Below are 24150 nucleotides of genomic sequence, written 5' to 3' on the forward strand. Positions count from 1 at the left end.
CCCCCTCGTCCCGAACGTTTTTTTCAATCAAGCTCATAAGGCTCGTTCTGCCAGGTATTCGTTGCAAACAGCGGCAGCTTGCCGTCGCCGCCGGCGCTTTGCATTTGCCGGCGCATGATATCGGTCAGGAGCGGCCAGCGATAAAGCACGTTGAGCTGGTTGATTGAGCCCCTCCCTCCAGGACTGACTGTATTGCCGAGGCTCAGCTGGCCCGTGGCATCGATGAGGCCGCTCTTCGGGACGCCGGCGTAGCTCGTATAGGTCTTCAGATTGGCGGAGAGTTCAGGGCAATCGAAGGGGACGAGGATTTCCAGGCGGGTGCAGATCATATCGTGCAGCTTGCTGGAGGTCATATCCGCCGCCTTCAGCTCGCCGGTGCGCAACTGGCGGGCGATCTTGTCGGTGGCATCGGAAAGAAGCTGCTGCCCCATGAAGCTGACGCTGACTTCGATGATCGAAAACAGAAGCAGCATGAAGGGAAAGATCAGCACGGCGAATTCGATCGCCGTCGTGCCGCTCCGGTCCCGCCTGAAGCCGCGCAGCAGCGCAGCGACACGCGCCGTAATCTTTAGCCGACGTGATTGCTTAGTCTCCGGCTCCGCCGCAAAATTTGCGCCCCGCATGTTCCCACTGCCCCACTGCCCTTATTTATGGCCAGATCATAAGCACGAACATCTTGCTTTCCCGTATGAGCGGGAAAGCAAATTCGAGGAAAAATCTTCACGCTTCGTCAACCATGGCGGCAAGACGAAAGCCGTTGACAGATTTAGTTGACCGCGCCGTCGCCCTGATAGGCATTTTCGCAAAACGGCGTGCAGGACAGCATCTGCACATTGGCGCGGCGATAGACCCGCGTGGTCTTGGAATCGTCGCGGCCGACGACGATCTGGTCGTCGACAATGGCACTGCCGTCGGCATCCATGATGACGATATTGGTGACGCCGAAGCCTTTGCCGGTGAGAACCACGGTCCTTGAATCCTGCACGACCGCATCGGCGATATCAGGATTGCCGATGACGACCGTATCGGCCGGGCGCGCCAGACGCAGCACACGGGCCTGATTGGTCACCAGTTTGATGTTCTCATCGGCCATGGCGCTGCCCAGGCCTGCGGATAACGCCATGAGAACGACCGAGGCAGCCCGCATCGTGCCTCCAAGATCGTATCGGCCTTTATATGACACGCGATTTCTCCCACCCGGCAAATTCCTGCCCGAAAATGAAGGAGATTGGTGAAGGAACGATTAAGGCTCATATCCCCGGTCGAGGCTATCTTCCCCGCCTGCCCGATCAATGTTCAAGCATGACTTCCACGAATATTCGAAAGCCTGAAATCACGGTTCGGTGGAACGCCTGATCATTACTTCAAAACGACTGTAAAATGTTTCCCTTGGATTAACTACGTCAAGGCAAGCAGCGCATTTACCTTTTCCTAATCCTGTTTTTTAAGGCGATTGCAATTCTGGCCATCTAGGTTCCGGCCATCCGATCAACGAGATCAAAAACAGTTGACGGAGTGCTGTACCAACAAGAACCCAGGAGCCAAAATCATGAAGAACCTTTTCGCACGTTTCGCTAAGGATGAATCCGGCGCGACCGCCATCGAATACGGCCTGATCGCCGCGCTTATCTCCGTCGCCGTCATCGGTGGTGGCAAGCTTCTCGGCGATAACATCAATACAAAGTTTCGCGACATTGCCGGCGAAGTGAGTGGCACCGCGCTCAATAGCCATAAAGATAATTAGTGAGAGTTGCGTAGGGTTTGACCCGGATTAACCGCCCGATATTCAAACCGGGCGGTTAATGCATCCAAGTCATTGCGTTTAAAGCCCTATGGAGAAAGTCGCATCCGATGACAGTTCTCAAACGCTTCCTCTGTGACCGGACTGCTTCAGCCGCAATAGAATACGGACTGATCGGTGCGCTTGTATCGATTGCCATTCTTGCGGGACTTCTACAGCTTTCAGCCAGTCTGGAAGGACAATTCGACTCCGTCGCGACACGTGTTTCCGACACGATGCAATAGACTGCGGCGCAACAAGTTTGAGGGAGGAGTGATGATCGAAGCGGCCATTCTCATTGTGTTTCCGTTTGCCATGGCTTTCGCGGCAATCTCCGATCTTCTGTCGATGACGATCCAGAACCGGGTTTCGCTGATCCTCGTCGGCGCCTTCGCTATTCTCGCGCCGCTGACCGGCATGGCGTGGGATGTCTACGCCCTACATTTCGCCGCCGGATTTGCCGTATTGACGGCGACATTCGGCCTTTTCGCCATCCGCGCCATGGGCGGCGGCGACGCGAAGCTGATGGCGGCAACCGCCCTGTGGTTCGGCTTGAATACCAGTCTGGTGACTTATCTCTTCACCGCATCGATGCTGGGCGGCATGCTGACGCTGGCGATCCTCGCCTATCGCAGATCGCCGATAACGGTGGTGGCCGGGCGTTTCGAATTCATGCGCCGGCTGGCGCAAAACGACATCGGCATTCCCTATGGCATTGCGCTCGGCGCTGCCGGTCTGCTGACCTTTCCGCAATCCGCACTCGGCACCTGGGTCCTCGGACGACTTTCGTCCCTGTAACGCCCATTCATCTTTCCGGCCCCGCCATAAGATTGCGTTAACCATAATTACACTTTTCCCGCTGCATGTTGTGGCTCACGCGTTTGGGGCGCGTTTGCGCAGGGTGGGACCAATGAAATCAGCACGCCTGGTCGTTCTGGCCGTAGCGGTCATCGCTGCTGGCGGTGCGGGCATGATCGCGATGAACATGTCGGCGGCACCGCCTGATGTCGTCGAGACCGCCGCACCGGCACCGCAGATCGAATTGCAGGATGTTCTTGTCGCCACCGAAAATCTCGGCGTCGGCGCGGAAGTGCGCGATCAGTTGCGCTGGCAACCCTGGCCCGTCACGGCCATCAGCGACGGCTATATCACGCGCAATGCCGAGCCGCAGGCCATCGATGATCTCAAGGGGTCGACGGTCCGGCTGCAGTTCCTGGCCGGCGAGCCCATCCGCAAGGCCAAGCTGATCGGGCCTGGCCAAAGCTTCATGTCTTCTATGCTGCCGCCGGGCATGCGGGCCGTGGCGACGCAAATCTCGGCCGATACATCGGCGGGCGGCTTTATCCTTCCCAATGATTTCGTCGACGTCATCATGACGCGGCGGCGGCAGGACGGCGCCAATAGCTCGGGCCCGGCCTTCCTGACCGAAACCATCCTGGAGAATATCCGCGTCCTGGCCATCGACCAGGCCATCCAGGAAGATGAAAAAGGCCAGAAGGTCATCGTCGGCCAGACCGCGACGCTCGAGCTGACATCGCAGCAGGCCGAGATCATCATCGTCGCGCAGCAGATGGCGGACCGGCTCAGCCTCGCGCTGCGCTCGACACATGACGCACAGGAGCCGGCGGGCAAGGAAGCCGATTATCTCATTTCGGCTCCCGGACGGCGCGGAACAGTGAAACTCATAAAATCGGGAAGCGTGACGGAAGTGGGTGCGAAATGATGATGAGCAACGGCATTTCCCGTACCCTCGTCCTTCGAGGCTCGCTCCGCTCGCACCTCAGGACGAGGGTACGGGAAGCGCGGCGCCAGATGACCCTCATCCTGAGGTGCGGAGCGAAGCGAAGCCTCGAAGGACGAGGGTCATTGCATCCATATGCAATTGCCCTGATAGCCCTTCTCCCATTGGCCGGGCCGCTGTTGCCCCACGCCCATGCCGAAAGCAATGTCATTCAGCTCACGGGCCAGAACGGCTCGACCAAGCGCATCAAGCTCGGCCTCAACAAATCGATCGTCATCGACCTGCCGCGCGACGCCTATGACATTCTCGTGGCCAACCCGGATGTGGCGGATGCGGTAACGCGCACGGCGCGGCGCATCTATCTCTTCGGGAAACAGGTCGGCCAGACCAATATCTTCGTGTTCGGGCCGAATGGCGAGCAGATCGCCAGCCTCGACCTGGAGATCGAACGCGACGTGGCGGGGCTCAACCATTACCTGAAGAAATATATACCCGGCTCCGACATCACCGTCGAACTGATCAACGACAATGTGGTTTTGACCGGGACGGTGCAGACGCCGCAGGACGCGGCGCAGGCGGCGAAACTGGCGGGGCTGTTCGTCTCCGGCGGTGAAGCGACCACCGGCCAGTACACCACCACCGCCTCGGCGCCGACGGATGGCGGCGGCGTCGACATCAACAACCCGGATTCCCAACGCCGCTCCAGCAAGATCGTCAACATGATCAAGATCACCGGCGAGGACCAGGTAATGCTGAAAGTGACTGTGGCCGAGGTCAACCGCTCGGTCATGAAGCAGCTCGGCGTCAACATGATCGGCTCGGGAAGCGCCAACGGCATCAGCTATGGCGGCATTTCGGAGAATGTCGCCGGCGTCGTCGGCAAGGCCATCACCAGTTCCGGTGCTGCTGTTGCAGGTGAGTTCGGCAGCGGAACCCTCAGCGCCTATCTCAACGCCATGGAACTGGCGGGCGTGATGAAGACGCTGGCGGAACCGACGCTGACGGCGATTTCGGGTGAAAAGGCGGTCTTCAAGGTCGGTGGCGAATACAACATCATCTCCGGCCAGGACGTCAGCGTCAACGAGGTCACCGGCAAGGAAACCCCTGTCATCACGCATGAAAAGATCGAGTACGGCATCGGCCTCGAATTCATGCCGGTGGTGCTTTCGCCGGGCCGCATCAGCCTGAAGGTGCGCACCTCGGTTTCCGAGCCGGTCCTCGAATCCTCGATCGCCATGAGCGGTGGCGTATCAAGCCCCGCCGGCAATATCCTGTCGCTGCGCAAGCGCCTCGCCGATACGACCGTGGAACTGCCGTCCGGCGGCTCGATGATGATCGCCGGCCTGATCCGCGACGAAACCCGGCAGGCGATATCAGGCTATCCCGGGCTTTCGAAGATCCCGGTCCTGGGTGCGCTTTTCCGCAGCCGCGATTTCGTGCGCAACGAGACCGAGCTGGTCATCCTGATCACGCCCTATCTGGTGCGTCCCGTGGCGCGCACGCAGCTTGCCCGCCCCGACGACAATCTGACGCCTGCAAGCGATGCGGCAGGCTACATCCTCGGCAAGGTCAACCGCGTCTACGGCACGGCCGAAGCCAAACTGCCGCCCGGCCGCTATCACGGCGTCGTCGGCTACATCTACAAATAAGCGAGGAATGCGGTGATGCTCAGGCCCGATACAGTTTTCCGCATGAAGCCCGCTTTGGTCCTGCTGGCGCTCGCACTCCTTTCCGGCTGCGCGAACCGGCAAAACCCGACGGTCGGCTCGATCCCGGACGACTATCGCACCAATCATCCGATCAGCATCGCCGAGCGCGAGCAGGTGGCGGATATTCCCGTTGCGCATGGCGACCGGCGCCTGTCGGCCACCCAACGCAGCATCGTGCAGAACGCGCTCGTCAACTATCGCGCCAATGGTTCCGGCATGGTCTATATCATGCTGCCGTCAGGATCGCCCAACGAGGCGGCGGCATACCGGCTGAGCACGGATATCGCGGATGTGCTGCGCAAGGGCGGCGTCCGGCAAGGCAATATCGCCACGGAAACCTATGCCGTGCAGTCGCCCGATGCGGCAGCCCCCATCCGCATCAGCTATTATGCGATGACCGCCGCGACCGGCCCTTGCGGCAGATGGCCCGACGATCTGCTGAATACCGCGGAGAACAAGCATTACACGAATTTCGGATGCGCCAATCAGAACAATCTGGCCGCCCAGATCGCCAATCCGGCCGATCTGCTCGGGCCGCGTGCGCCCGGAGATATCGACGCGACACGGCGTGGCAACGTGATCGGCGACTATCAGGACCATTCGCAGAGCACGAGCGAAGTCTGGCAGGAATCGCGCAGCCGGCAAGCCGAGTATTGATTGATCGAAGGATTGAGCGACGGGACCGAACGATGAACCATCTGGCCTATGAAAACGACGAAATCACGGGCCTCCCCCAGCAGGAAGGAATCGAGATCATGCAGTCGCTGCGGCCTATCCCGCGTATTTCGATCCAGGCCTTCTGTGAAACAGACGGGGTGGCCAAGCCGATCGAAAGGGCGGGCGAAGACCGCCGCATGGCCAAGACCCATCTGAAGGTGCATAAGGGCGGCATCGAAACCGCGGCCGAATTCTACCAGACCGCGCCGACGCCGAACCTGATGATCATCGAATCCTCGGCTGCGCCGCGCGCGCTGCTGGATCATCTGGCGCGGCTTTCCGAGGTCTGCGACCCCGGCTCGAAGGTGCTGGTCATCGGCCATTCCAATGATGTCTGGCTTTATCGGGAACTGCTGCGCCGCGGCGTTTCGGAATATATCGTGGCGCCGGTTTCGCTTGCCGATATCATTGCCATCATCTCGTCGATTTTCGTGGCGCCCGAGGCGGAACCGCTTGGCCGCTCGCTGGCCTTCATCGGCGCCAAGGGCGGCGTCGGATCATCGACCATCGCCCACAATGTCGCCTGGTCGATATCGACCCGGTTCGAAAACGATGTGGTCATCGCCGACATGGACCTTCCCTATGGCACGGCCAATATCAATTTCGATCAGGACCCGGCGCAGGGCATAGCAGACGCCGTATTCTCGCCGGAACGGATAGACGAGGTCTATCTGGACCGCCTCCTGGCGCAATGCACGGACCATCTGTCCTTGCTCGCCGCGCCCTCGATGCTCGACCGGACGTTCGACTTCAACGAGGATGCCTTCGCCAATCTGATCGACGTGGCGCAGCGTTCCGCGCCTCACCTCGTTCTCGACGTGCCGCATGGCTGGAGCGGCTGGACGCGCATGACGCTTGCGCGGGCCGACGAGGTGGTGATCGTGGCGGCGCCGGAGCTCGCCAATCTGCGCAATACCAAGAATTTGATCGACACGCTGAAGCAGATGCGGCCCAACGATGCGCCGCCGCGCCTCATCCTCAATCAGATCGGCGTGCCGAAACGTCCCGAAATCTCGCCCGCCGATTTCATCGAGCCTCTGGGCGTGGAGCCGATCGCGCTGATCGGCTTCGATCCGCAGCTTTTCGGCAATGCCGCCAACAATGGCCGCATGCTGGGCGAAACCGATCCGTCGAGCGCGGTCGTGCAGAGCATCGACGAGATCGCCCATATACTGACCGGGCGCATCGAGGTGAAAAGCCGGAAGAAGAGCGTCTTGACCAGTCTCTTCGACAGGCTTTCGCGCAGGAAATGACGAACGGAATGGCTGGATAAGCGATGTTTGGCAAGAGAGGCAATGATAGCGGCAAGCGTGTGGAAGCGAATTTCCGGCCGCTCGGCGATCCAGTATCCTCACCGGTATCTGGGCCGGCGTCGGCCCCGGCTCTGGGCTCAATGCCGGGTCTTGCGAGCACAACCGCGATACAGGAGCCGGCCAGTCCAACCGCAACCCATTCGCGATCCGACGTTTATTCGCAAGCTGCCACTTCACAGATGCGCGAGAAAAGCGACAGCTATTACACGACGAAAGCCCAAGTGTTTTCGGCGCTGATCGACACGATCGATCTCTCCCAGCTTTCCAAGATGGAGGCGGATGCGGCGCGCGAGGAAATCCGCGATATCGTCAACGACATCATCGCCATCAAGAATTTCGCGATGTCGATCTCGGAGCAGGAAGAGCTGCTCGACGATATCTGCAACGACGTGCTGGGCTATGGACCGCTGGAGCCGTTGCTGGCGCGCGACGACATCGCCGACATCATGGTCAACGGCGCGCGCAAGACCTATATCGAGGTCGACGGCAAGGTGCAGGAAACCGGCATCCGCTTTCGCGACAACCAGCAGCTCCTCAATATCTGCCAGCGCATCGTCAGCCAGGTGGGCCGCCGCGTCGACGAATCGAGCCCGATCTGCGATGCTCGCCTTCCCGACGGATCGCGCGTCAACGTCATCGCCCCGCCGCTTGCCATCGACGGTGCGGTGCTGACGATCCGCAAGTTCAAGAAGGACAAGCTGACGCTCGACCAGCTCGTCCGCTTCGGCGCGATCTCGCCGCATGGCGCGGAGATATTGCAGATCATCGGGCGCGTGCGCTGCAATGTGGTCATCTCAGGCGGCACCGGCTCGGGCAAGACGACGCTTCTCAACTGTCTGACCCGCTATATCGATGCCAATGAGCGCATCATCACCTGCGAGGATTCGGCCGAGCTGCAATTGCAGCAGCCGCATGTGGTGCGCCTCGAAACCCGTCCGCCCAATCTGGAAGGCGAGGGCGAGGTGACCATGCGCGATCTCGTCAAGAACTGCCTGCGCATGCGCCCCGAGCGCATCATCGTCGGCGAAGTGCGCGGGCCGGAGGTGTTCGACCTCTTGCAGGCGATGAACACCGGCCATGACGGCTCGATGGGCACCATCCACTCCAACAGCCCGCGCGAGTGCCTGAACCGCATCGAGGCGATGATCGCCATGGGCGGTTTCACGCTGCCGCCGAAGACCGTGCGCGAGATCATCGTCGGCTCGGTCGACATCATCATCCAGGCGGCGCGTCTGCGCGACGGCTCGCGGCGGATCACGCACATCACCGAAGTGATCGGCATGGAGGGCGATGTGATCATCACGCAGGACCTGCTTCTCTATGACATCAAAGGCGAGGACGCCCAGGGCAGGATCATCGGCGAACATGTCTCGACCGGGATCGGACGACCGGCTTTCTGGGAACGTGCGCGCTACTACAACGAGGAGCAGCGCCTTGCCGCCGCTCTCGATGCGATGGAAAAGCAGGCCCCATCATGATAAATGAGAGGTGCTGACGGGATGTTCGGTTTCAGCGGATCGATGCTTGCGTTCGTTCTCCTCGCCGCCGTCGCGGCGGCGGCGCTCGTCTATGTGTTGCTGTTCGACAGCATCTCCGGGGGAAAGGCCAGGGACCGGCGCCTGAACACCGTCAAGCAATCGGCCACGACCGTCTCCCGGAAAAAGGCCGACCGCGACCGCGTCGCCGAAGTGCAACGACGGCGCAAGTCGCTTCAGGACAATCTGCAAGATCTCGAATCCAGGCAAAAACAGCGGGAAAAGAACCAGAAATCGCCGCCCTTGCGCATTTTCCTGGCGCAGGCGGGGCTGAACATCAGTGTCCGGCAGTTCTACATCTATTCGATGGCGGCGGCCGTGGCGATCACCCTGATCGCCATCTTTCTCGGCGCACCTGTCCTGCTTGCACCGGGCATATTCCTTGCCGGTGCGTTCGGATTGCCGCGATGGTTCATCGGCTACATGCGCAACCGCCGCATCAAGGCTTTTCTCAACGAGTTTCCCAACGCGCTCGATGTGATCATCCGCTCGGTGCGCTCCGGCTTGCCGCTCAATGACGGGTTGCGGCTGATCGCCAGCGAAGCGCGCGAGCCGGTGCGAGCTGAATTCCGCCGTATCGTCGAATCGCAGCAGATGGGGCTGTCCGTTCCGGAAGCGACGGCGAAAATGCCCGATTCCATGCCCTGCCCCGAAGCGAATTTCTTCGCCATCGTCATCCAGATCCAGTCGCAGGCCGGCGGCAATCTGTCGGAAGCGCTGGGCAATCTTTCACGCGTGCTGCGCGACAGGAAGAAGATGAAGGCGAAGGTCAACGCATTGTCGATGGAGGCGAAGGCCTCCGCCGCCATCATCGGCGCCCTGCCATTCATCGTCACGCTGCTCATCTATCTCTCCAGCCCGCAATATATCCTGATCCTTTTTACCAGCCAGACGGGCCATTTGCTCCTCGGCATTTCCGCCGTGCTGATGACGATCGGCATCCTGATCATGAAAAAAATGATCAATTTCAACATGTAGGTCAGCCGCCATGGTTTCCCTCCTCACGCAAAAGCTGACCGATCCGCAATTCCTGATGGCGATGCTGGTCGGCCTCGCCGTCTTCGCAACGCTGATGACCCTGCTGATGCCGCTTTTCAGCGGCAACGAACTCAAGTCACGCATGAAGACCGTCGCACTGGAGCGTGACGCCATCCGCACCCGCGAGCGGACGCGGCTCTCCGCCGAAGGTGACAGGCGGCGCGGCCTGCGCCACATGCAGAAGCCGGGGATCCGCGATTTCGTCGAAAGGCTCGATCTCAAGCGGGCGCTGGCCGATGAAAAGACCGTCGCGGCATTGCGCAATGCAGGATTTCGCGGGCAAAATCCGCTCAACGTCTTCCTGTTCATGCGCTTCATCCTGCCCTTCGTCGGCCTGACGCTGACGGCGTTCTACATCTTCGGGTTCGGGCTGCTTGTCGAGCAGCCGCTGTTCATGCGCGTCATCGTCTGCATTTTCGGCGGCTATGCCGGGTTCTACGCACCCAATCTCTATGTTTCCAACCGTGCGTCCAAGCGCAAGCAGTCCATTCAGCTTGCCTGGCCCGACGCTCTCGATCTGATGCTGATCTGCGTGGAATCGGGCATGTCGACGGAAGCGGCCTTCCGCAAGGTGGCGGAAGAAATCGGCGTCCAGTCCGTCGAACTGGCGGAGGAGTTCGTGCTGACCAATGCGGAATTGTCGTTTCTGCCGGAACGCCGGCAGGCATACGAGAACCTCGCCAATCGCACGGGCGTGGAATCGGTCAAATCGGTGACGCAGGCGCTGATCCAGGCGGAACGCTACGGCACGCCGGTAGCCCAGGCGCTCAGGACGCTTTCGCAGGAAAGCCGCGACATGCGGCTGATGGAGGCGGAGAAGAAGGCGGCGGCGCTGCCGCCGAAGCTTACCGTGCCGATGATCGTGTTCTTCCTGCCGGTGCTTTTCATGGTCATTCTCGGCCCGGCCTTCATCCAGATCAGTGCGCAGGGCGGCATCTTCGGCCAGTGACGGCAACGCCGCTCACGGGCGGAGAGAATGTAGCGCGACAAACTAGCTCTTCGGCTTGTCCTTGAGCATGTTCCAGGAATTCTGCTGGGCGAGCATGGCGCGCAGATATTGGATGTTGGCCTCGGCCTGCTGGGGCGAGAGTTCGCGGCGGGCGATCGTCTCCGCTTCCTGGAAGCGGCCCTGAAGACCGACCACCAGCGCCAAATTCTGCCGGACACGGCTATCCGCGCCAGGTGCGGCGGCAGCGTTGCGCATATGGGTTTCGGCGGTATTCAGATCGCCGGTGAGCATATAGGACATGCCGAGGTTCGACAGGATCGATGCCTCGTTGGGCTGGATATCGAGGGCGCGGCGATAGAGCGTGCGCGCCTCGTTCGTCTCGCCCATCTGGTCGAGAATGGCCGCTTCGGCGGAGAGGAGCTTCCAATCGGGATATGCGGGCGTCTGGGCCCGGCGCACGGCGTCGAGCGCTGCCTCGAACTGTCCGGCACTGGCCAGTGATTTGCCATAGGCGGCAAGCACCTGGCGGTCCTGCGGATAGCTGATGGCCAGCGCGCGCATCACGGCAAGTGCCTGGTCATTGCGTCCCGTCATTCCCAGCACATTGGCGTAGGCGAGAGCCAGAGGTTTGTCCCTAGGGTTTTTCTGATATTGCAAACCATAGCTTTGCACGGCCTGCGCCAGTTGCAGGCTGTTCATCTGGTCGATTGGCCGGGCCGAAGAGCGGGCAATGGATCCGGTCGTGGTCCGGTCGGTCGTGGCACAACCCGCGATGCCAACCGCAAGCGTCATCACCGCCGCCGCCAGAATGAAACGGCATCTCTTATCGACGCCCCGCATCGTCGCCATGTCCCGCCTCCACAAACCGGCTCCGTCACTATTCGTAAAGCCGCTGCCCCACATGATTTCTCTCGAAAGAAATATTCCGTTAACCCTAATGGACGGTTAAGAATTGCCGTGCTTGAGTGCTTCCACCACGCAAATTCCTGGAGAAGGTCCGCCGCATGCCCGTCGATATCGCTGCCCGCAAGACATCCTCAAGCCGGCCAATCTGGCCTGTGACGAAGGATGGTCTGGATAAACTGCCCCTACCGGAAAATGCCGCGGCATGGGCACGGGCGAACGGCTTTACCGGACAGGCGGGACGCATCCTGATCGTGCCTGATAATGCAGGCGGCATTGCGGGCGCGCTGTTCGGAACGGAAAAACCCGGTACGGACGGGCAGTCGCGGCTTCTCGCGGGAAAGCTGGCGCGCGGGCTTCCGGAGGGCGTCTGGCATATCGAAGGCGATGCCGGGGATGCAGAGCTTCTGGCACTGGCCTTTCTTATGGGAGGCTACAGTTTCGACCGCTATCGCGGCAAGGCGGAGGCGGCGCAGACGGTTCTCGTGCTGCCTGCCGGCGTCGAGGAGGCCGAGACAAGACGCATCTCCATCGGCGTGACGCTTGCCCGCGATCTCATCAATACGCCCGCCAACGACATGGGGCCGGATGCGCTGGAGGAGCAAGCGCGCCTTTTGGCGAAAGCGCACAAGGCGCAGATCGCGGTGACAAAAGGGCAACAGCTCCTGAAACAGAATTTTCCGATGATCCATGCCGTCGGCCGCGCCGGCGTTGAAGCGCCACGCCTCATCGATATCATTTGGGGAGGCAAGAACCATCCGAAGGTCACGCTTGTCGGCAAGGGCGTGTGCTTCGATACCGGCGGCCTCGACATCAAGCCGGCGAGCGGCATGCTGTTGATGAAGAAAGACATGGGCGGCGCGGCCAATGTGCTGGGCCTGGCCCACATGATCATGGATGCCAAACTGCCCGTCCGGCTGCGGGTGCTGATCCCGGCGGTCGAGAACGCCATTGCCGGCAATGCTTTCCGCCCCGGCGATATCCTGACGAGCCGCAAGGGCATCACCGTGGAGATCGGCAATACCGACGCCGAGGGCAGGCTGGTGCTGGCCGATGCACTGGCGCTCGCCGACGAGGAGACGCCGGATCTCTTGATCGACATGGCGACGCTGACGGGGGCGGCACGCGTGGCGCTCGGACCCGACCTGCCGCCCTTCTATACTGACGATGACGGCTTTGCGGACGCAGTGGCCAAGGCTGCCGGCGCGGTGGCCGATCCGGTCTGGCGCATGCCTCTCTGGGGACCTTACGACAAGAAACTTTCCTCGCGCATCGCCGACATCAACAATGTCAACAGCGACGGCTTCGCGGGATCGGTGACGGCCGCACTTTTCCTCAAGTGCTTCGTCGAAAAGGCGCGCGTCTGGAGCCATTTCGATATTTTCGGCTGGACGCCGGTGGAAAAGCCCGCCGCGCCCGTCGGCGGCGAGGCACAGGCGATACGCGCTCTTTACCATCTCATGAAGCAGCGTTTCCCAGTGACCTGATCCAGCTTGCACAAGCGGGGTAAAGCCGCTTGAATGATACGGAACCGAAACGATATGGATCCGTATGCCGATCGAACTGAAACCGTTGCAGGCGCTGACGCTGCTGAAGATCGTGGCTCTCGCCGAGGTGCGCGACGAGATGCCCGACCTGACCTGGCGCCAGATGGCCATCCTGCTGACGATCTATCTGGAGCCGCCACCGCATACGGTGCGCGGGCTGGCGGCGAAGCTCGACGTCACCAAGCCGGTGATCACCCGCGCGCTTGACACGATGGGCGCGATGGAGCTCGTTTCGCGCCATCGTGACGAGAAAGATCGCCGGAATGTGCTTATAAAGAGAACCGTAAACGGTGCGCTCTATGTCGAGCGGCTGGGCGATCTGGTGATCGCCAAATCGAGGGAACTGCCGATATGACCATGCCAGAGCAAACTTCTGCTCTAGACCGCCGCCTTCATGCCTTCCGGCCCGATCTTGCCGACACGCGGTTGCGCGGCAAGGTGGAGGCCGGGCGTTTCGCCGAGGGGAAACCCATGCATGTCGCCATACCGGTGGTCGATGTGCGCAGCGAGCCGCGTCCCGACAGCGGGCCGCAGACGCAGCTTCTGCTCGGCGACGACGTGCAGGTCTTCGAGGAGGTCGATGGCTGGTGCTGGGTGCAATCGGTGCGCGACGGCTATGTCGGCTATGTCAGCGATTTTTCGCTTGACCGGCCACGCGGCGAACCGACCCATATGGTCTGCGTTCCGCGCACCTTCGTCTATCCCGGGGCGGATCTGCGCTTCCCGCACACGCGCGCGCTTTCGCTCGGCTCGCGCATCGCTATCACCGGCGAGGCGGAAACGCGTGGCACCGGTTACGCACTGCTCGAAAGCGGCGAGGCGATCATCGCCCGACACCTACGGCCGATCGGCGAGCATGCCACCGACTATGTCGCGGTCGCCGAGACATTGCTCCACACGCCCTATCTCTGGGGCGGCACCTCCGGTTTCGGCATCGACTGCTCGGGACTGGTGCAATTGCCCATGCTGATGACGGGCCGGAACGTGCTACGCGATACCGACATGCAGGCAACGACGATCGGCACCGTGATCGAGCCGGATGCCGATTACGGCAATCTGCAACGCGGCGATCTCGTCTTCTGGAAAGGCCATGTCGCGATCATGGCCGATGAAAAGACGCTGATCCATGCCAACGGCCATACGATGAGCACCACGTTCGAGCCATTGCGCGAGGCCATCGAGCGCATCGCCTATCTCTATGGATACCCGACCGTCATCAGGAGGCCGTGAGGCTTTCCGGTGGGTGTGATGACTGACGTTCCCCCCCCTCTGCCCTGCCGGGCATCTCCCCCTCAAGGAGGGAGATTGGCTGACACAAACCATGACACTCACCCTTCAACGCTCGTGATTGGGATAGACATCAGTGAAGGCGTAATCTCCACCCTTGAGGGGGAGATGGCCGGCAGGCCAGAGGGGGTAAAAAGCGGATAAACGGAATTTTCGAGCCGATAAGTAATGACCGACGCTCGGCGCTCACCCCCCTCTGGCTTTGCCTCTACACCTTATCCGGCAGGACACGATCCGGTGGACGATGGCCATCGACGAAGGCGCGGATGTTGATGATCACCCGGTCGCCCATGTCGGTCCGCCCCTCGATAGTGGCGGAGCCCATATGCGGCAGGATCACCACCTTGCCTTCGGCGGCGAGCTTGACGAGCCGGTGGTTGACGGCAGGCTCGTGCTCGAAGACATCGAGCCCGGCACCGGCGAGCCTGCCCTGCTCGATCTGCTCGATCAGCGCGCTTTCATCGATGATCTGGCCGCGCGCCGTGTTGACGAGATAGGCGGTCGGCTGCATGAGCGCGATCCGGCGCGCCGAGAGCAGATGGAAGGTGGCCGGCGTCGACGGGCAGTTGACCGAAATGATGTCCATGCGCGCCAGCATCTGGTCGAGGCTATCCCAATAGGTGGCCTCCAGTTCCTCTTCGATGGCCGGGCTGACATGATGCCGGTTGTGATAATGGATCGACAGGCCGAACGCCTTGGCGCGGCGCGCGACCGCGGTGCCGATGCGGCCCATGCCAACGATACCGAGACGCTTGCCCCAGATGCGGCGACCCAGCATCCATGTCGGGGACCAGCCCGGCCATTTGCCGGATTCGCTGAGCACATTGGCGCCTTCCACGAGGCGGCGCGGCGCCGACAGGATCAGCGCCATGGTCATGTCGGCGGTATCCTCCGTCAGGACATTCGGCGTGTTGGTGACGGTGATGCCGCGCTTGGCGGCGGCGGCGACATCGATATTATCGACGCCATTGCCGAAATTGGCGATGAGCTTCATGTTCGGGCCGGCCTGCTCGATGACGGCCGCATCGATCGTATCGCTAATGGTGGGAACCAGGACGTCGGCTTCCTTCATCGCCGCGACGACCTCAGGCTGGGTCATGCGGCGGTCGTCGATATTGAGCCGGGCATCGAAAAGCTCGCGCATGCGCGTTTCGACCGGATCGGGAAGCTTGCGCGTGATGACGACCAAAGGCTTCTTCCTGCTCGACATATCCACCTCTTTTATAGGCCGTCCGCCCCGTTTTTGCGCCCGCGTTGAGACCTCTTTAACCAAGAGGGTGCAGACTGCAATCCTGTCTAGACCTGTTGTCTGTCTACCAAGGCAGCGCGCCAAAGACAAAGAAAAACACGGGCTGGCATTGTGTCAGGGGTTATGACCCAAAAGACGTGACGGCAGAACCGGCGAGGACGACTTTGTACAAGGATTTTTCACTGCGTTTCCCCATGCTTCTGGCGGGGGCTGTTTCCCTTTTTCTGATGGGCGCACTGCTCGGCATTCCACATCACCATCATGCTACGGCCGCAGAGCCGGCCGGAACGGTGGTGGGCCCGAGCGGATTGCCGCTGCCGCGCTTCGTCAGCCTGAAACCCAGCCGCGTCAATCTACGCATCGGGCCGGGGCGCCAATATGCCGTCTCATGGCTTTTCCAGAAATCCGGGCTGCCGGTCGAGATCATCCAGGAATATGACAATTGGCGCCGCATCCGCGACGCCGACGGCACAGAGGGCTGGGTTTACCAGTCCCTGCTTTCCGGCAAGCGCACCGCGATTGTTGCTCCCTGGAAAAAAGACGAACCGAATAATTTGCTGGGGCTCTATGGAAGCCCGAGCGAAACGGCAGGTGTCGTCGCGCGCGTCCAGCCCGGCGTGATCGGATCGGTGGACGAGTGCAATGGCGAATGGTGCCACTTCAACATCAACAGGATCAGCGGCTGGATGAAACAGGCAGAGCTCTGGGGCGCTTATCCCGGCGAGGTGTTCGATTAAAGCGGCACGCGTTCTCTCGAACGGCAGTCAAAACAAAAGCGGCCCGCAAAGGCCGCTTGTTCGTTTCCCCATCAATTTGGGCCGACTTTACTGATCCCTGCGCCTCAGGCGCACGATGATATCGACATTGACGATCTCCATGCCCTCCGGCGGTTCCGGCAGATTGCCGACGACCGGCTGGCCCTGCGGACCGTTGGGGATGTCGATGACCGTATTGTCGCCCTCGACGAAGAAATGCTGGTGGTCGGATATGTTGGTGTCGAAATAGGTCTTCGCGCCCTCGATGGCGAGAATGCGCAGCATTCCGGCCTCGGTGAACTGGTGCAGCGTATTATAGACGGTGGCGAGCGAGACGGGCACATCCGCGACCACCGCTTCCTCGTGCAGTTCTTCGGCGGAAAGGTGACGATCGCCCTGGGCGAAGATCAGGCTCGCGAGCGCGATGCGCTGCCGTGTCGGACGCAGTCCGGCATGACGCAAACGGTCCTCAATATTGGCTACATGCGAAGAATGTATGTGCACTGTCGTTCCGTCAGCTTCGTGTCAAATTTGCTCAAAAGCATCACAGGCAGTTGCCCATGATGCACCTCCATTGATATATGCCGTCGCAAGACAACGATCAATAGGCGTTTCCCTATGCCATAAATGCCGGGAAAAAGCTATTGGCACGGTTTTACTGTTGGAAACACTCCGTGTTAGGGATGTGCAGACATCCGGGGCGCTGGTCAGCGTCCCGGACATATCGATGGGAGACATGATGGCAGAGCAGAAATCGAGCTACGGGTTTGAAGAACTCCTTTCCTGTGCGCGCGGCGAAATGTTCGGTCCCGGCAATGCACAATTGCCGGCACCGCCGATGCTGATGTTCGATCGGATCACCGACATATCGGAAACCGGCGGCGAGCATGGCAAAGGCTATATAGGGGCGGAGTTCGACATAAAGCCGGACCTGTGGTTCTTTCCTTGCCACTTCATCGGCGATCCGGTGATGCCGGGCTGCCTCGGTCTCGACGCCCTGTGGCAGTTGACCGGCTTCTTTCTCGGCTGGCTCGGCGAGCCCGGCAAGGGCCGGGCGATTTCCACCGGCGAGGTGAAGTTCACCGGGCAGATCACGCCTTCCACCAAGCTGGTGGAATACGGCATCGATTTCAAACGCGTCATGCGCGGACGGCTGGTGCTCGGTATTGCCGATGGCTGGGTGAAAGCCGACGGCGAGACGGTTTTCAAGGCAAGCGACCTGCGCGTAGGCCTTTTCAAGGAAAAGGCAGCCTGAGAGCAGTCTTGGAGCTGGACGGAAACCTGATAAGGATCGGCCGGTCCGATCATTGATGAGCATGGTATCCTCGAGGCGGGGATTTTTTAAATGAGAGCCATGCTTAAAACTCGTAAGTGGCGCACCTATTTTCCGTGCTTGGGCAAGCCCCGGAAAACACAGGCGCAAAGGAGAGTATGATGCGGCGTGTGGTCGTCACCGGAATGGGGATCGTATCCTCGATTGGAAACAACACGCAGGAGGTTCTCGCCTCGCTGCATGAAGCCAAGTCCGGCATTGTCCGGGCGGAGGATTACGCTGAACTCGGCTTCCGCTGCCAGGTGCATGGCGCACCGCAGATCGATGCCGAGGCCCTCGTCGACCGCCGGGCCATGCGCTTTCACGGGCGCGGGACGGCGTGGAACCACATCGCCATGGATCAGGCGATCCTCGATGCCGGGCTAGAGGAAAGCGATATTTCCAACGAACGCACCGGCATTATCATGGGATCAGGCGGACCATCGACGCGCACGATCGTCGAGGCGGCCGACACCACCCGCGAGAAGGGTCCCAAACGCATCGGCCCCTTTGCCGTGCCGAAAGCGATGAGCTCGACCGCATCGGCGACGCTCGCCACCTTCTTCAAGATCAAGGGCGTCAACTATTCGATCTCGTCGGCCTGCGCGACATCGAACCATTGCATCGGCAACGCCTATGAGATGATTCAATACGGCAAGCAGGACCGCATGTTCGCCGGCGGCTGCGAGGATCTCGACTGGACGCTGTCGGCCCTGTTCGACGCCATGGGTGCGATGTCCAGCAGATATAACGATACTCCGGCGACCGCTTCGCGCCCATATGACAAGAACCGCGACGGCTTCGTCATCGCCGGCGGCGCGGGCGTGCTGGTTCTCGAGGAACTGGAAGTCGCCAAGGCGCGCGGTGCGAAAATCTACGGCGAGATCATCGGTTACGGCTTGACGTCGGACGGCTACGACATGGTGGCTCCCTCGGGCGAAGGTGCTGAGCGCTGCATGAAGATGGCGCTTTCCACCGTCAAGGAAAAGATCGACTACATCAATCCGCACGCGACCTCGACGCCGGCCGGCGATGCACCCGAGATCGAGGCGATCCGCCGCGTCTTCGGCGCTGAGAACGCCTGCCCGCCAATCTCGGCGACAAAGTCGCTGACCGGTCATTCGCTTGGCGCGACGGGCGTGCAGGAAGCGATCTATTCACTCTTGATGATGCACAACGACTTCATCTGCGAGAGCGCCCATATCGAAGAACTGGACCCTGCCTTTGCCGACATGCCGATTGTCCGCAAGCGCATCGACAATGCTCGTCTGAACACAGTCCTGTCCAATTCCTTCGGGTTCGGGGGAACGAATGCGACGCTGGTGTTCCAGCGCCATCAGGGCTGACGGAGAGGGAATATCATGGAAGGTTTGATGAAGGGGAAACGCGGCCTCATCATGGGCGTCGCGAACAGTCACTCGATCGCCTGGGGAATTGCCAAGCAGCTCGCGGCGCAGGGGGCGGAGCTGGCTTTCACCTATCAGGGCGACGCCTTCGGAAAGCGTGTCTCGCCTCTGGCGGCGCAGCTCGGCTCAAAGCTGCTCTTACCCTGCGATGTCGAGGATATCGCCACGGTCGACAGCGTCTTCGAGACGCTCGAAAAAGAATGGGGCACGCTCGATTTTCTGGTCCACGCCATCGGTTTTTCTGACAAATCGCAGCTCAAGGGCCGCTATGCCGACGTGACGACGCGCGAAAACTACAGCCGTACCATGGTGATCTCGGCCTTTTCCTTCACGGAAGTGGCACAGCGCGCCGAAAGACTGATGAAGAATGGCGGCTCGATCCTGACGCTGACCTATGGCGGCTCGACCCGCGTCATTCCCAATTACAACGTCATGGGCGTGGCCAAGGCGGCGCTGGAGGCGATGGTGCGCTATCTCGCCGCCGATTACGGGCCTCAAGGCATCCGCGTCAACGCGATTTCGGCAGGGCCGGTGCGCACGCTCGCCGGCGCCGGCATCGGTGACGCCCGCGCCATCTTCAGCTATCAGCGCCGCAACGCGCCGCTGCGCCGCACCGTCGATATCGACGAGATCGGAAACTCCGCCCTTTACCTGCTCTCGGATCTTTCGAGCGGGGTTACCGGCGAAATCCATTTCGTCGATTCCGGCTATAATATCGTTTCGATGCCCAATCTCGACGAGTTGAAAGAAACGGACGAGAACGGGGAGTGATTGGCATCCCGCCTCACTTTTTTGCCTCGATCGCCTTGAAGCCATCGGTCTCCTGCAAGGTTTCGACCGAGCGGAAAAGCGGTTTCAGCGTCGCCTCATAGGGTAATTGGCGGTTGGCGACGAGAAGCAATCTGCCGCCTGTTTTCAGCCGGCGGGCGGCAGCGGTGATGAACGCCTGTCCGAGCGAGACATCCGTCGCGCGGCCTTCATGAAACGGCGGGTTCATCACCACCGTATCGTAGATTTCCGTTACCGGCTCACTCACCAGGTCATGCCAGTGAAAGGCGAGCGGAACGTCGCCCGCAAAGCCGGAAAGATTGCCGCGCGCGGCCTCGATCGCCTCGAAATCCGCCTCGTAGAGATCGAGTTTCCGGATCTTTTGCGGATATTTCAAACATTCGGCCGAGAGATAGCCCCAGCCCGCGCCGAAATCGGCCACCGCGCCGCTGAGCCGGCCCTCCAGATGACCGGCGAGCAGCGCCGATGCCCTGTCGACCTCACCATGCGAGAACATGCCCGGAGCGGTGTGAAACTGTCCATTGACGTGCTTTGCCGCCGGGCGCAGCGCGGCGATGGCCTCATCCGTCAGTTCGGCGGGACGCGTCAGCCAGAACACGACGGCATGGTTCTTGGAAAGCCTGTCTTCCACCGCCACGGTCTTCCCCGCCCATTTGCGGAAACTGTCGATGCCGAGCTTCTTGCCGCCGCAGACGACGATGGTGCCGCCGGGCGCGACACGCGACAGAAGATCGGCGAACCATTCCTCATTGCGGCCGCGATGCTTGCCGAGAAGCAGCAACCCGCCGTCGAAGCGGGCGTGATCATCAAGTCTGGTGACCGCGTGGAACCCGGTGCTCTGAAGCTTCAGATAATCCGGGCGGAACGGCTGAAGGCAGGTGAGCGCCGTTTTCCAGACGTCCCCCAGCGCCGTATTCGCCTCGATGCCGGCCGCAAGAAAGCGCGTTTCGCCCACTGGCGGAAGCAATATGCCGTTATCAAAAGGCAAGAAAAGCGTCTGTTGTGCGGGGGAAACCATGGATGTCCTTTAAAGTATTTCACTTTTAGATGGAATCGCATTGCGATCTCACCCCCCTCTGGCTTGCCAGCCATCTCCCCCTCAAGGGGGGAGATTACGCTTTCATGAACGCGTGGCACCAATCGCACACGTTGCAGAATAAGCACCGAGCGTTGCGTCAGCTAATCTCCCCCCTTGAGGGGGAGATGCCTGGCAAGGCAGAGGGGGGGGTGAGAACACAGGCGATTCCATCAAAACAAGAACCGCTTTAAACCAAAGAATGGGCAAATAAAAAAGCGCACCCAAAGGCGCGCTTTTTCCGGTTCAAAGGAAAGAAATCAATCCGCGACGGCGGCAATTTCCTTACCCGTCTCCTGATCGACGACCTTCATCGACAGGCGGACCTTGCCGCGTTCGTCAAAGCCCATCAGCTTGACCCAGACCTTCTGGCCTTCCTTGACCACGTCGGAGGTCTTGGCGACCCGATCCTGGGCGAGTTGCGAGATATGGACCAAACCGTCGCGCGGGCCGAAGAAATTGACGAAAGCGCCGAAGTCGGCTGTCTTGACGACCGTGCCTTCGTAGATTTCGCCGACTTCAGGCTCGGCAACGATGGAATGGATCCACTTGCGCGCCGCCTCGATTTCCTTGGCGTTGGACGAAGCGATCTTGACGGTGCCGTCATCCTCGATGTTGATCTTGGCGCCGGTCTTCTCGACGATCTCGCGGATGACCTTGCCGCCGGAGCCGATCACGTCGCGGATCTTGTCGGTCGGAATGTTCATCACTTCGATGCGCGGGGCGAACTCGCCGAGCTCGGCACGCGCGCCGCTCAGCGCCTGCGACATTTCATCGAGGATGTGGATGCGGCCGCCCTTGGCCTGGCTCAAGGCGACCTGCATGATCTCTTCGGTGATACCGGCGATCTTGATGTCCATCTGCAGCGAGGTGATGCCGCTTTCCGTTCCTGCGACCTTGAAGTCCATGTCGCCGAGATGATCCTCGTCACCGAGAATGTCGGAGAGAACGGCGAAACGCTCGTCTTCCTTGATGAGGCCCATGGCGATGCCCGCCACCGGACGCGTCAATGGTACGCCCGCATCCATCAGCGCCAGCGAAGTGCCGCAGACGGTCGCCATCGAGGACGAGCCGTTCGACTCGGTAATCTCGGAGACGGCGCGGATCGTGTAGGGGAACTGGTCCTTGGCCGGCAGCATCGGACGGATGGCGCGCCATGCGAGCTTGCCATGGCCGATCTCGCGGCGGCCGGGCGAACCCATGCGGCCGGTCTCACCGACGGAGTAAGGCGGGAAATTGTAATGCAGAAGGAAGGTTTCCTTGTACATGCCGGTCAGCGCGTCGACATACTGCTCGTCCTCGCCGGTGCCGAGCGTAGCGACGACGATCGCCTGGGTCTCGCCGCGGGTGAACAGGGCGGAACCGTGCGTGCGCGGCAAGATGCCGACTTCCGAGACGATCGGACGGACGGTCTTCAGATCGCGGCCATCGATGCGGTTGCCGGTGTCGAGGATGTTCCAGCGCACGATCTTGGCCTGGAGCGACTTGAACACGGTCGCGATCTGCTCGGGGGAGAACTCGGTCTTTTCAGCGCCTTCAGGCAGGAAATGCGCCTTGACCTTCGCCTTGGCGGCGTCAACCGCGATATAACGGGCCTGCTTGTCGGTGATCTTATAGGCCTCGCGCAGATCGCTCTCGATGAATTTGAGCATTGCCGTCTCGACGGCGGAGAGATCTTCCGCGTGGAAATCGCGCGGCTCCTTGGCGGCCACTTCGGCAAGCTTTATGATCGCGTCGATCACCGGCTGGAAGCCCTTCTGGCCGAACACGACGGCGCCGAGCATCACGTCTTCAGGAAGCTCCTGGGCTTCCGATTCCACCATCAGCACGGCTTCCGAGGTACCGGCAACGATGAGATCGAGCTTGGATTCCGGCAGTTCGTCGATATGCGGGTTCAGCACATACTGACCGTTGATATAGCCGACGCGCGCGCCGCCGATCGGGCCCATGAAAGGCACGCCGGAAAGCGTCAGCGCCGCGGAAGCGGCAATCATCGCGACGACATCGGGATTGTTTTCGAGGTCATGCTGCATGACCGTGATGACGACTTGGGTATCGTTCTTGTAGCCATCGGCGAAGAGCGGGCGGATCGGACGATCGATCAGGCGGCAGACCAGCGTTTCATTCTCGCTCGGACGGCCCTCGCGCTTGAAATAGCCGCCGGGGATCTTGCCGGCCGCATAGGTCTTTTCCTGATAGTTGACCGTGAGCGGGAAGAAATCCTGGCCCGGCTTCGGCTCCTTGGCGGAGACGACGGTGGCGAGCACGACGGTTTCGCCGTAAGTGGCAAGCACGGCGCCGTCAGCCTGACGGGCGATCTTGCCGGTTTCGAGAATGAGCGGACGACCGCCCCATTCGATTTCGACTTTATGGGTATTGAACATATCTAGTCCTTGGCATTGGGGAAGGCCGCGCAATCATGCGCACCGCCTACCCTGCTTCGTTATCGGACAGGCCATGGGCAAGACAACAGAAAGCTTGAAAGAAACGGATGTCGGCTCATCCTGGCCAAGCTGCCTGCAATCCTGCCCCATGACAGGTCCATGGCTTGCTTCCGTTCACTAGAACAGAGGCTCTTCAGAGCGATTCCGATGTTAACGGAATGTGAACCGCTCCAATTCTTGTTTTCATAAATCCAGGGCACATCCGGCCCGGACGAAATTCGGCGGGCGCCATGACGCCCGCCGAAAGAAATGCTTAGCGACGCAGGCCCAGCTTGCCGATCAGCGTCTGGTAGCGGCCTTCGTCCACGCCCTTGAGATAATCAAGGAGACGGCGGCGCTGCGAGACGAGCTTCAAAAGACCACGACGTGAGTGATTGTCTTTCTTGTGTTCCTTGAAGTGCTCGGTCAAATTGGAAATACGCTCGGAGAGAACGGCAACCTGGACTTCCGGAGAGCCGGTGTCGCCCATCGTCGTGGCGTATTCCTGAATGAGGGTCTGTTTGCGTTCAGCAGTAATCGACATCGCAAATCCTTATCTATTGAGAGGAGAAAAGTCGCCCACGGCCGGGATGTCGTCCAGCGGGGGCCGGTTCAATACGAG

At 60.7% G+C, this 24150-nt stretch carries 25 protein-coding genes; 17 read left to right on the forward strand and 8 right to left on the reverse strand.

Annotated features, from left to right (window positions below):
- Window positions 1-23 precede the first annotated feature (23 nt).
- Window positions 24-623, reverse strand: a complete 600-nt coding sequence (locus C5748_RS06225) for a TadE/TadG family type IV pilus assembly protein (protein WP_105741084.1) — start codon at window positions 621-623, stop codon at window positions 24-26.
- A 143-nt stretch (window positions 624-766) separates the two neighbouring features.
- Window positions 767-1147: a pilus assembly protein N-terminal domain-containing protein gene (locus C5748_RS06230; RefSeq protein WP_105741085.1), complete on the reverse strand. Its 381-nt coding sequence runs from the start codon at window positions 1145-1147 to the stop codon at window positions 767-769.
- A gap of 402 nt (window positions 1148-1549) precedes the next feature.
- Here C5748_RS06230 and C5748_RS06235 point away from each other — a divergent pair, with 402 nt between their 5' ends.
- The 10 genes from C5748_RS06235 to C5748_RS06280 all read left to right on the forward strand — a co-directional run bounded on the left by C5748_RS06235 (window position 1550) and on the right by C5748_RS06280 (window position 10782).
- The gene (locus tag C5748_RS06235) at window positions 1550-1744 is read left to right on the forward strand and encodes a Flp family type IVb pilin (protein ID WP_105741086.1); all 195 of its coding nucleotides are present in this window, start codon (window positions 1550-1552) and stop codon (window positions 1742-1744) included.
- Between the two features lie 107 nt (window positions 1745-1851).
- Window positions 1852-2025, forward strand: a complete 174-nt coding sequence (locus C5748_RS06240; RefSeq protein ID WP_105741087.1) for a Flp family type IVb pilin — start codon at window positions 1852-1854, stop codon at window positions 2023-2025.
- Window positions 2026-2056: 31 nt separating this feature from the next.
- Complete coding sequence (locus C5748_RS06245) at window positions 2057-2578, forward strand: A24 family peptidase (protein ID WP_105741088.1); 522 nt, start codon at window positions 2057-2059, stop codon at window positions 2576-2578.
- A gap of 112 nt (window positions 2579-2690) precedes the next feature.
- Window positions 2691-3503, forward strand: a complete 813-nt coding sequence (gene cpaB, locus C5748_RS06250; RefSeq protein ID WP_105741089.1) for a Flp pilus assembly protein CpaB — start codon at window positions 2691-2693, stop codon at window positions 3501-3503.
- Window positions 3504-3592: 89 nt separating this feature from the next.
- A complete protein-coding gene (locus C5748_RS06255; protein WP_105741365.1) occupies window positions 3593-5170 on the forward strand; it encodes a type II and III secretion system protein family protein in 1578 nt (525 codons plus the stop codon).
- A 15-nt stretch (window positions 5171-5185) separates the two neighbouring features.
- Window positions 5186-5887: a CpaD family pilus assembly protein gene (locus C5748_RS06260; protein WP_105741090.1), complete on the forward strand. Its 702-nt coding sequence runs from the start codon at window positions 5186-5188 to the stop codon at window positions 5885-5887.
- 32 nt (window positions 5888-5919) lie between these two features.
- On the forward strand, window positions 5920-7200 hold the full coding sequence (locus tag C5748_RS06265; protein WP_105741091.1) for a CpaE/TadZ family protein: 1281 nt from the start codon (window positions 5920-5922) through the stop codon (window positions 7198-7200).
- Window positions 7201-7223: 23 nt separating this feature from the next.
- On the forward strand, window positions 7224-8738 hold the full coding sequence (locus C5748_RS06270; protein WP_105741092.1) for a TadA family conjugal transfer-associated ATPase: 1515 nt from the start codon (window positions 7224-7226) through the stop codon (window positions 8736-8738).
- A 21-nt stretch (window positions 8739-8759) separates the two neighbouring features.
- Window positions 8760-9773, forward strand: a complete 1014-nt coding sequence (locus C5748_RS06275) for a type II secretion system F family protein (RefSeq protein ID WP_105741093.1) — start codon at window positions 8760-8762, stop codon at window positions 9771-9773.
- A gap of 10 nt (window positions 9774-9783) precedes the next feature.
- A complete protein-coding gene (locus C5748_RS06280) occupies window positions 9784-10782 on the forward strand; it encodes a type II secretion system F family protein (protein WP_105741094.1) in 999 nt (332 codons plus the stop codon).
- Between the two features lie 42 nt (window positions 10783-10824).
- On the opposite strand, the gene C5748_RS06285 is transcribed toward C5748_RS06280, so the two are convergent.
- Window positions 10825-11631 (reverse strand): tetratricopeptide repeat protein, encoded by an 807-nt coding sequence (locus C5748_RS06285; protein WP_105741095.1) that lies wholly within the window; start codon window positions 11629-11631, stop codon window positions 10825-10827.
- Between the two features lie 155 nt (window positions 11632-11786).
- Between C5748_RS06285 and C5748_RS06290 the strand changes: the two genes are divergently transcribed.
- The 3 genes from C5748_RS06290 (at window position 11787) to C5748_RS06300 (ending at window position 14462) form a co-directional block, all read left to right on the forward strand.
- Entirely contained in the window at window positions 11787-13172 is a 1386-nt protein-coding gene (locus C5748_RS06290; RefSeq protein WP_105741096.1) for a leucyl aminopeptidase family protein, read from the forward strand.
- A 64-nt stretch (window positions 13173-13236) separates the two neighbouring features.
- Window positions 13237-13587 (forward strand): MarR family transcriptional regulator, encoded by a 351-nt coding sequence (locus C5748_RS06295; RefSeq protein WP_105741097.1) that lies wholly within the window; start codon window positions 13237-13239, stop codon window positions 13585-13587.
- Between the two features lie 2 nt (window positions 13588-13589).
- Window positions 13590-14462, forward strand: coding sequence for a C40 family peptidase (locus tag C5748_RS06300; RefSeq protein WP_105741366.1), 873 nt, complete (start codon window positions 13590-13592; stop codon window positions 14460-14462).
- 265 nt (window positions 14463-14727) lie between these two features.
- Here C5748_RS06300 and C5748_RS06310 read toward each other — a convergent pair whose 3' ends face one another.
- The gene (locus C5748_RS06310) at window positions 14728-15729 is read right to left on the reverse strand and encodes a 2-hydroxyacid dehydrogenase (protein WP_105741099.1); all 1002 of its coding nucleotides are present in this window, start codon (window positions 15727-15729) and stop codon (window positions 14728-14730) included.
- 203 nt (window positions 15730-15932) lie between these two features.
- On the opposite strand from C5748_RS06310, the gene C5748_RS06315 reads away from it, so the two are divergent.
- Window positions 15933-16505, forward strand: coding sequence for an SH3 domain-containing protein (locus C5748_RS06315; protein WP_425350217.1), 573 nt, complete (start codon window positions 15933-15935; stop codon window positions 16503-16505).
- Window positions 16506-16592: 87 nt separating this feature from the next.
- Here C5748_RS06315 and irrA read toward each other — a convergent pair whose 3' ends face one another.
- The gene (irrA, locus tag C5748_RS06320) at window positions 16593-17027 is read right to left on the reverse strand and encodes an iron response transcriptional regulator IrrA (protein WP_199194724.1); all 435 of its coding nucleotides are present in this window, start codon (window positions 17025-17027) and stop codon (window positions 16593-16595) included.
- A gap of 235 nt (window positions 17028-17262) precedes the next feature.
- Between irrA and fabA the strand changes: the two genes are divergently transcribed.
- The 3 genes from fabA to fabI all read left to right on the forward strand — a co-directional run bounded on the left by fabA (window position 17263) and on the right by fabI (window position 20012).
- Window positions 17263-17778 carry a 3-hydroxyacyl-[acyl-carrier-protein] dehydratase FabA gene (gene fabA / locus C5748_RS06325; protein WP_105741369.1) on the forward strand — a complete coding sequence of 172 codons (516 nt, stop codon included), beginning with the start codon at window positions 17263-17265 and terminating at the stop codon, window positions 17776-17778.
- Between the two features lie 179 nt (window positions 17779-17957).
- Window positions 17958-19181, forward strand: coding sequence for a beta-ketoacyl-ACP synthase I (gene fabB / locus C5748_RS06330; RefSeq protein WP_105741370.1), 1224 nt, complete (start codon window positions 17958-17960; stop codon window positions 19179-19181).
- Window positions 19182-19196: 15 nt separating this feature from the next.
- Window positions 19197-20012: an enoyl-ACP reductase FabI gene (gene fabI / locus C5748_RS06335; RefSeq protein WP_105741100.1), complete on the forward strand. Its 816-nt coding sequence runs from the start codon at window positions 19197-19199 to the stop codon at window positions 20010-20012.
- A gap of 13 nt (window positions 20013-20025) precedes the next feature.
- On the opposite strand, the gene C5748_RS06340 is transcribed toward fabI, so the two are convergent.
- From C5748_RS06340 to rpsO, 3 genes are all read right to left on the reverse strand, one after another.
- Window positions 20026-21048 (reverse strand): class I SAM-dependent methyltransferase, encoded by a 1023-nt coding sequence (locus C5748_RS06340; protein WP_105741101.1) that lies wholly within the window; start codon window positions 21046-21048, stop codon window positions 20026-20028.
- Between the two features lie 317 nt (window positions 21049-21365).
- Window positions 21366-23489, reverse strand: coding sequence for a polyribonucleotide nucleotidyltransferase (pnp, locus tag C5748_RS06350; protein WP_105741103.1), 2124 nt, complete (start codon window positions 23487-23489; stop codon window positions 21366-21368).
- A gap of 313 nt (window positions 23490-23802) precedes the next feature.
- Window positions 23803-24072, reverse strand: a complete 270-nt coding sequence (gene rpsO, locus C5748_RS06355) for a 30S ribosomal protein S15 (RefSeq protein WP_105741104.1) — start codon at window positions 24070-24072, stop codon at window positions 23803-23805.
- Between the last annotated feature and the right edge of the window lie 78 nt (window positions 24073-24150).

This window comes from Phyllobacterium phragmitis (assembly GCF_002980495.1).
Taxonomy (GTDB): Bacteria; Pseudomonadota; Alphaproteobacteria; order Rhizobiales; family Rhizobiaceae; genus Paramesorhizobium; species Paramesorhizobium phragmitis.